This window comes from Paenibacillus thailandensis, assembly GCF_042685365.1.
Classification (GTDB): Bacteria; Bacillota; Bacilli; order Paenibacillales; family Paenibacillaceae; genus Paenibacillus_AP; species Paenibacillus_AP thailandensis.
This window is the reverse complement of the sequence record NZ_JBHUMY010000029.1, coordinates 61,041-69,246: the sequence shown is the minus strand read 5'-3', so window position 1 is coordinate 69,246 and position 8,206 is coordinate 61,041. Positions and strand designations below refer to the sequence as shown.

General features: G+C 55.2%; 7 protein-coding genes. All 7 read left to right on the top strand.

Annotated elements, in window-relative coordinates:
* Window positions 1-158: 158 nt before the first annotated feature.
* The 7 genes from ACFSW5_RS19995 to disA all read left to right on the top strand — a co-directional run bounded on the left by ACFSW5_RS19995 (window position 159) and on the right by disA (window position 8,181).
* The gene (locus ACFSW5_RS19995; protein WP_379276977.1) at window positions 159-386 is read left to right on the top strand and encodes a hypothetical protein; all 228 of its coding nucleotides are present in this window, start codon (window positions 159-161) and stop codon (window positions 384-386) included.
* A gap of 450 nt (window positions 387-836) precedes the next feature.
* Window positions 837-1,298: a CtsR family transcriptional regulator gene (locus ACFSW5_RS19990; protein WP_379276975.1), complete on the top strand. Its 462-nt coding sequence runs from the start codon at window positions 837-839 to the stop codon at window positions 1,296-1,298.
* A gap of 35 nt (window positions 1,299-1,333) precedes the next feature.
* Window positions 1,334-1,849 carry a UvrB/UvrC motif-containing protein gene (locus ACFSW5_RS19985; RefSeq protein ID WP_379276973.1) on the top strand — a complete coding sequence of 172 codons (516 nt, stop codon included), beginning with the start codon at window positions 1,334-1,336 and terminating at the stop codon, window positions 1,847-1,849.
* Window positions 1,850-1,872: 23 nt separating this feature from the next.
* Window positions 1,873-2,937, top strand: coding sequence for a protein arginine kinase (locus ACFSW5_RS19980; protein WP_379276970.1), 1,065 nt, complete (start codon window positions 1,873-1,875; stop codon window positions 2,935-2,937).
* A 19-nt stretch (window positions 2,938-2,956) separates the two neighbouring features.
* The gene (gene clpC / locus ACFSW5_RS19975; RefSeq protein WP_379276968.1) at window positions 2,957-5,404 is read left to right on the top strand and encodes an ATP-dependent protease ATP-binding subunit ClpC; all 2,448 of its coding nucleotides are present in this window, start codon (window positions 2,957-2,959) and stop codon (window positions 5,402-5,404) included.
* A 325-nt stretch (window positions 5,405-5,729) separates the two neighbouring features.
* A complete protein-coding gene (radA, locus tag ACFSW5_RS19970) occupies window positions 5,730-7,097 on the top strand; it encodes a DNA repair protein RadA (RefSeq protein ID WP_379276966.1) in 1,368 nt (455 codons plus the stop codon).
* A 10-nt stretch (window positions 7,098-7,107) separates the two neighbouring features.
* Window positions 7,108-8,181 carry a DNA integrity scanning diadenylate cyclase DisA gene (disA, locus tag ACFSW5_RS19965; protein ID WP_379276964.1) on the top strand — a complete coding sequence of 358 codons (1,074 nt, stop codon included), beginning with the start codon at window positions 7,108-7,110 and terminating at the stop codon, window positions 8,179-8,181.
* Window positions 8,182-8,206: the final 25 nt, after the last annotated feature.

The window sequence follows — 8,206 nt, the reverse complement described above, 5'->3', positions numbered from 1 at the left end:
ACGACCGTTAAGCCCTCCAGCGCCGATGGTACTTGGACCGCAGGGTCCTGGGAGAGTAGGACGTCGCCAAGCACGAAGAACCTGCCGTATTAGATACGGCAGGTTTTTTGTTGTCCTGAAAGCCAAGCGACTTCACTCTCCCGGAGAGTATCTGAAGCTTGGATCGAAGCAAAGGCAAAGCGGAAGGCCCGGCAGCAAAGGAAGCTTCAGATCCCGACCTTGAAGGAAATCCAGAAGCGGATTCATTCGGTGCGGAATGGACGTCGCCAAGCACGAAGAACCTGTCGCATATGATGCGGCAGGTTCTTTGTTGTTTTCGGATGGGGAAAACTATTGGTTCGGGCACTTATCTTTTTTATAGATTTAAACATATACACAGTGAATAACTAATGGGACAAAGGGATGCTCTAACGGCTAAAACGTTGCAGGTAATGTGGATATGGTGTGGGAAAGTGCATAACGCTAGGGACAACTTCCGCAATAAGCGAAAATAAAAACGATACAGCTTATCCACATCTGAATAAAAGCGCCAAACCGGAACCATCCTAAGAATATAGAGTGTTTTGCGTTGAAATCGGGCATGAAACAGCGGAATCGTCTGAAAATTGCAATCAATCCTCTTGACCTTTCCTGATTTTTGCGTATAATAAAGTTAAAGTCAAAGAAAGTCAAAGTCAATCAAGCCTTTGCGGAAAGCGGCAGCGTGCATGAGCTTCGAATTCTTTAGCGCAAGTATAGTTCGAATTCCTAAGCGTAAGCTATAGAGGGATGCTCGGCCGGCCGGATAAGCCGGCTTACCCGCAAACGGCTGGCTGTATTTCATGGAGGTTGGTGATATGCGCAACATTTCCGATCTCATTGAGCAATACTTGAAGCAATTGTTGCAGAACAGCCCCGAGGGGGCCGTCGAGATTCAGCGCAACGAGCTGGCGGACCGCTTCTCGTGCGTTCCGTCGCAAATCAATTATGTCATCAGCACCAGGTTTACACTGGAGAAGGGCTATATGGTGGAGAGCAAGCGCGGCGGCGGCGGATACGTTCGCATTCAGCGCGTCGAGCTGCCGGCCCTCAACAATATTCAACACCATATTAGCCAGACGATCGGCGACTGCGTAGAGCAAGACGTTGCGGAAGGCCTGATCTATCAACTGGAGGAAGCGGCGTTTATAACGAAAAGGGAAGCGAATTTGATCCGCGCGGCGATCTCCAGGGATACGATCGCGGTCAAGCTGCCGCTCCGCGACGAGATTCGGGCACGCCTTCTGAAGTCGATGCTGATTACGCTGCTTGCCCGTTAGCGGCAAGGGGCGTAATTCGAAAGGAGGGGCTAACGTTGATTTGTCAAGAATGCGGCAAAAGACCGGCTTCTCTGCATTTTACGAAAATCGTAAACGGCGAGAAAACGGAATTTCATATTTGCGAAACGTGCGCAAGGGAAAAGGGCGAGAGCATACCGGGCGCGCCAAACGGCTTTTCCATTCACAGCCTGCTCTCCGGACTGCTCGATTTCGAGCCTTCGACGGCGGGCGGATCGGTAAAGCCAAGAGCGATCCGATGCGACGAGTGCGGTCTAACGTACGCTCAATTCAGCAAGATCGGCCGGTTCGGCTGCAGCTCCTGCTACAAACATTTTGCGGATCATCTTGACCCGCTGTTGAAGCGAGTTCACGGCAATACGGTCCATGTAGGAAAGATGCCGAAGCGGTACGGCGGTCAGATTCAATATAAACGGGAAATCGAACAGCTCCGGAAGGAAATGCAAGGACGCATCGAAACGGAAGATTTCGAAGCGGCCGCCAAACTCCGGGACCGCATCCGCGAGCTGGAGAAAAAAATAAACGACCTGTGATCTGCCGGTAAGGAGGGGAGTTCATGGAACAGCATCGTTTCTCAGAACATGCATTAAGCGATTGGATGAAGGGCGAAGGCCCCGACTCGGACATTGTCATCAGCAGCAGAGTGCGGCTTGCCCGCAATTTGCGGCATCATCCGTTCCCGATGCTTGCCACGAGCGGACAATCCCAGGAAGTGATGGAACAGCTGACGTCGGTCGCCAAATCCGGACAACTGGACCGGATCGGAAGGTTCGAAACGTTTATTCTTTCCGACTTGAACGAGCTGGAAAGACGGGTGCTGGTGGAGAAGCATCTGATCAGCCCGAACCTGGCCAACGAATCGCGGGGCGGCGCCGTCGTCCTGAGCGATAACGAGGCGGTCAGCATTATGATTAACGAAGAAGACCATCTTCGCATCCAATGTCTTTATCCGGGGTTTCAAGTCCAGGAAGCGTGGTCGCTCGCCGACCGGATCGATAATATATTCGAGGAAAAGATCGAATACGCGTTTGACGAGAAATTCGGTTATTTGACGACTTGTCCGACCAATGTCGGCACCGGCATCCGGGCTTCCGTCATGATGCATTTGCCGGCGCTGGTGCTTACGCAGCAAATTAACCGCATTTTGTCCGCGATTACGCAGGTCGGCCTTGCCGTACGCGGCCAATACGGGGAAGGCAGCGAAGCGCTCGGCAACTTGTTCCAAATTTCAAACCAAATTACGCTGGGCCAGTCCGAAGGCGAAATTATCGACAACCTGTACGGCGTGGCGAAGCAAATTATCGAGCATGAAAGAGCTGCGAGAGCGCGGCTGCTCTCCGATTCGCGTCTGAAGATCGAGGATCGGATCAAACGCTCGTACGGCATTTTGAAATACGCGGCCATTATGGATTCCAAGGAAGCCGCGCAGCGGCTCTCCGACGTAAGATTAGGCGTCGATCTCGGATTGTTGAAGGAAGTGACGCCTACCGTGATGAATGAATTAATAGTGATGACGCAGCCTGGCTTTCTGCAGCAGCGGTTCAAGGAAAAGATGAGCCCGGAGAAAAGGGACGTCAGGCGCGCAGAACTTATCCGCATGCAGTTAAAAGGGTCAAACTGAACTTGGAGGTGCATGAACGATGATGTTTGGAAGATTTACGGAACGCGCGCAGAAGGTGCTGGCTTTAGCCCAGGAGGAAGCTGTGCGTTTGGGCCATAACAATATCGGGACGGAGCATATTCTGCTCGGTCTGATCCGGGAAGGCGAAGGCATTGCGGCCAAAGCGCTTATCGGCCTTGGCCTTGGTCTCGAGAAAATTCAGGACGAGGTGGAGGCGCTTATCGGCCGCGGCCAAGAGCAGCCGACGAATATCGCGTATACGCCGCGCGCGAAGAAGGTCATCGAGCTGTCGATGGACGAAGCGCGCAAGCTGGGACATACTTATGTCGGCACCGAGCACATTCTGCTTGGTCTCATCCGGGAAGGAGAAGGCGTAGCCGCCCGAGTGCTTAACAACTTGGGCATCAGCCTGAACAAAGCCCGCCAGCAAGTGCTTCAGCTTCTTGGAAGCAGCGAGGCGGTATCGAGCAGTCACGGAACGCCGTCCAATGTAAGCACGCCGACGCTTGACGGACTGGCTCGCGACTTGACGGCCATCGCCCGCGAAGGCAACCTGGACCCGGTGATCGGGCGCAGCAAAGAGATTGAAAGAGTTATTCAAGTGCTGAGCCGCCGGACGAAAAACAACCCGGTGCTGATCGGCGAGCCGGGCGTCGGCAAAACGGCTATCGCCGAAGGACTCGCCCAAAAAATTATCGAAAACGAAATTCCGGAGACGCTCCGCGACAAGCGCGTCATGACGCTGGATATGGGCTCGGTCGTGGCCGGAACGAAATACCGCGGCGAATTCGAAGACCGCTTGAAAAAAATCATGGATGAAATCCGCCAAGCCGGAAACATTATCCTGTTCATCGACGAGCTGCATACGCTCATCGGCGCCGGCGGCGCGGAAGGCGCGATCGACGCATCGAATATTTTGAAGCCGGCGCTGGCGCGCGGCGAACTGCAATGCATCGGCGCGACGACGCTGGACGAATACCGCAAATATATCGAGAAGGACGCCGCGCTGGAACGCCGCTTCCAGCCGATTACGGTGGATCAGCCGTCTCCGGAAGAAGCGGTGCAAATTCTGATGGGTCTGCGCGACCGCTATGAAGCGCATCACCGGGTCAAAATTACGGACGAAGCGATCGTTCAGGCCGTGAAGCTGTCGGACCGCTACATTACGGACCGCTTCCTGCCGGATAAGGCGATCGACCTGATCGACGAGGCCAGCTCGAAAGTAAGGCTTCATACGTACACGGTACCGCCGAATCTGAAGCAGCTGGAAAACCGCCTCGAAGACATCCGCAAGGAGAAGGACGCCGCGGTTCAAAGCCAAGAGTTCGAGAAAGCGGCGGCGCTTCGGGATACGGAGCAAAAGATCCGGGAAGAGCTCGACTCGACCAAAAACCAATGGAAAGAAAAACAAGGCCGTACCGATTCCGAGGTTACGCCTGAAGATATCGCGCAAGTCGTGGCAAGCTGGACGGGTGTTCCGGTCAGCAAGCTGAAGGAAGAGGAAACGGAACGTCTGCTGAAGATGGAATCGATTCTTCACGACCGCGTCATCGGTCAGGAAGAAGCGGTCAAGGCGGTATCCCGGGCGATTCGCCGGGCGCGTGCCGGCCTCAAGGACCCGAAACGTCCGATGGGCTCGTTCATTTTCCTCGGCCCGACCGGCGTCGGCAAAACGGAGCTCGCAAGAGCGCTGGCCGAAGCGCTGTTCGGCGACGAGAATGCCGTAATCCGCATCGATATGTCGGAATATATGGAGAAGCATTCGACTTCCCGTCTCGTCGGCGCTCCTCCGGGATATGTCGGCTACGAGGAAGGCGGCCAATTGACCGAGAAGGTTCGCCGGAAGCCGTATTCGGTCGTCCTGCTGGACGAAATCGAGAAGGCGCATCCGGAAGTGTTCAACATCCTGCTGCAGGTGCTTGAAGACGGCCGCTTGACCGATTCCAAAGGACGCGTCGTTGACTTCCGCAATACGCTGATCATTATGACCTCGAACGTCGGGGCCGAGCAAATCAAACGCAATTCGGCGCTTGGCTTTACGGCCGTCCAAGATGCGGGCCGCGATTTCGCCGTCATGAAGGACAAAGTTATGGCCGAGCTGAAGAAAAGCTTCCGTCCGGAGTTCCTGAACCGGATCGACGAAACGATCGTGTTCCATCCGCTGGAGCAGGAGCATATCTCCCAGATCGTATCGCTTATGGCGGACGACCTGCGCAAACGTCTCCGCGAGCAGGATATCGACTTCGTGCTGACGGACAAAGCGAAAGCGTTCCTCGCCAAGGAAGGGTTCGACCCGGCCTACGGGGCGCGGCCGCTTCGCCGGGCCATCCAGAAGCATATCGAAGACCGGCTGTCGGAAGATTTGCTGCTCGGCAAAATTTCCAAAGGCGATACGTTTACGATCGACGAGAAGGACGGCGAGCTGACGGTTACGAAAGCCGCCGAATCCGAACCGGCGACCACTTGACCGCCGGAATTTAATTAAAGCTGTAACAAAAGTTCCGCTCCCGCGAGGAGCGGAGCTTTTTTTGTTTGCGTATGCCGAAGCGGCATTCGTTATGGCGCAAGAAACAACCGCTCTGCTGCCGAAGCCGGTTGGCCGCTTTCAACTGCTCAGGCCGCCCGGCTTCGAACAACTTAACGGGAAGTTTTCTCGAAGCGGACGGCTTTTTTCATAAAAGGGGGGCTTCGGGAGGATGATCCAGGGGTTTATCCGACTCGTATAAAATGGTAAAATTATAGTTGGAGCGTCAAAAAAGAGGTACGGGGCGACAGACATAAAGGAGCCGGATATGGCAAAAATAAAGATGAAATTCGTTTGTACGGAATGCGGCACGGAAGCGCCTAAATGGCTTGGCAAATGTCCGGGCTGCGGATCATGGAATTCCATGGTCGAAGAACGGGAAACCGTTATCAAAACGCAAGGCGTCGGCTTATCGGGCGTTCAGACGAAAGAAAAGCCGAAACCCATCATACATATAGAAAGTGAGCAGGAACCGCGCATCGAGACGCGCATGAAAGAACTGAACCGCGTGCTTGGAGGCGGCGTCGTTCCGGGCTCGCTTATTCTTGTAGGCGGAGATCCGGGCATCGGGAAGTCCACGCTGCTGCTGCAAACTTCTCACGCGCTGGCGTCCAAAGGGCTTAAGGTGCTCTACATTTCGGGCGAGGAATCGGTGCGGCAAACCCGGATGCGGGCCGACCGGCTCGGAGCGCTGACGGATCATTTGTACGTGCTGTGCGAAACGAATATGGAAAATGTGAACGAGGCGATCGAAGCGGTTCAGCCGGATTTTCTCGTCATTGACTCCATCCAAACGGTGTTTGATCCGAACGTTCAATCGGCGCCCGGGAGCGTAGCCCAGGTCAGGGAATGCACCGCGCATTTTATGCGCATCGCCAAAATCAAGGGCATAGCCACCGTGCTGGTAGGCCATGTTACGAAGGAAGGCGCCATCGCGGGTCCGCGCTTGCTCGAGCATATGGTCGATTGCGTCCTTTATTTCGAAGGGGAACGCCATCATACATACCGGCTGCTGCGGGCCGTCAAAAACCGGTTCGGCTCGACGAACGAGGTCGGCATTTTCGAAATGAGCGAAAGCGGGCTCCGCGAGGTCGATAACCCGTCGGAGCTGTTTCTGTCGGAACGGCCGCTTGGCGTGTCGGGCTCGACGGTCGTCGCAAGCATGGAAGGGACGCGGCCGATGCTGGTCGAACTGCAGGCGCTGGTGGCAACGACGCATTTTCCGTCGCCGCGCCGCATGTCGGCAGGCATCGATCATCATCGGATGGCGCTTATTATCGCCGTGCTGGAGAAACGGATCGGCTTGTTCCTGCAAACGCAGGACGCTTACGTCAACGCCGCCGGAGGCGTCAAGCTGGATGAGCCGGCCGTCGATCTGGCGGTAGCCGTAAGCTTGGCGTCCAGCTTCAAGGATGCGCCGACCCAGCCTTACGACGTCATCTTCGGCGAGGTTGGCTTGACCGGCGAGGTGCGGGCGGTATCCCGCGCGGAACAGCGGGTTAAGGAAGCGCAGAAGCTGGGGTTCAAGCGGGTCATCATGCCGGAAAAAAGCTTAAAAGGATGGAAACCGCCTGCGGGAATCGAAATTATCGGCGTCGGCACGGTAGCGGAAGCACTCTCTGCAGCGCTGGAATAGGGGGCAAAAGATGAAGGAACAGAACCAGGAAGTGATGAACCAATTATTGCAGCTTGTCGCGCCGGGCACCCCTTTTCGGGAGGGGCTCGAGAACGTGCTCCGCGCCAAGACGGGCGCGTTGATTGTCGTAGGCTACAGCCCGGAAGTGATGGAAGTGGTGGACGGAGGCTTCTCCATCGACTGCGAATTTTCTCCGAACTATTTATACGAGCTGGCCAAAATGGACGGCGCCATCATCTTGAGCGAAGACGTGCGCCGCATCTTGTATGCCAACACGCAGCTTATTCCGAACAGCTCCATTCCGTCCATTGAAACGGGGATCCGCCACCGGACGGCGGAGCGGGTCGCGAAGCAAACCGGAAAGCTGGTCGTTTCGATCTCGCAGCGCCGCAATGTCATTACGTTGTATCAAGGCAATTTGCGTTATTCGCTGAAGGACATCGGCGTTATTCTGACCAAAGCCAATCAGGCGATCCAAACGCTTGAGAAATACAAAGCCGTGCTGAACCAAGCGTTCACCAACCTGTCCGCTCTGGAGTTCGAAGAGCTGGTGACGCTGCAGGATGTCGCCCATACGATCCAGCGGGTCGAAATGGTGCTCCGCGTCAAAATGGAAATTAAACGGTACGTCAACGAGCTTGGCACGGAAGGCCGCCTCATCAGCATGCAGATGGATGAGCTGGTGGATGGGGTCGAAGAAGACGCCTGGTATTTGCTGAAGGATTACGCCAAGGACAATTCCGACGAGAAATTGAAGGAAATCCGGCACGGGCTGAAAAAGCTGAACGCCGAAGAGATGCTTGAAGCCGCGCCGATCCTGCGCTTGCTCGGCTATTCGCATACGAACTCGATGGCCGAAGAAGTCGTATCTCCGCGCGGATACCGCCTGCTGAACAAGATTCCCCGTCTGCCGCTCGTCATTATGAACAATCTCGTCGAACGGTTCGGCCGTCTTCCGCATATTCTGATGGCAACGATCGAGGAGCTGGACGAAGTGGACGGCATCGGCGAAGTTCGGGCGCGGGCGATCAAGGAAGGCATGAAGCGGATTCAAGAGCAGATGTTCATTGACAGACAAATATAATTCCCCTACAATGGTTAGATTGCTC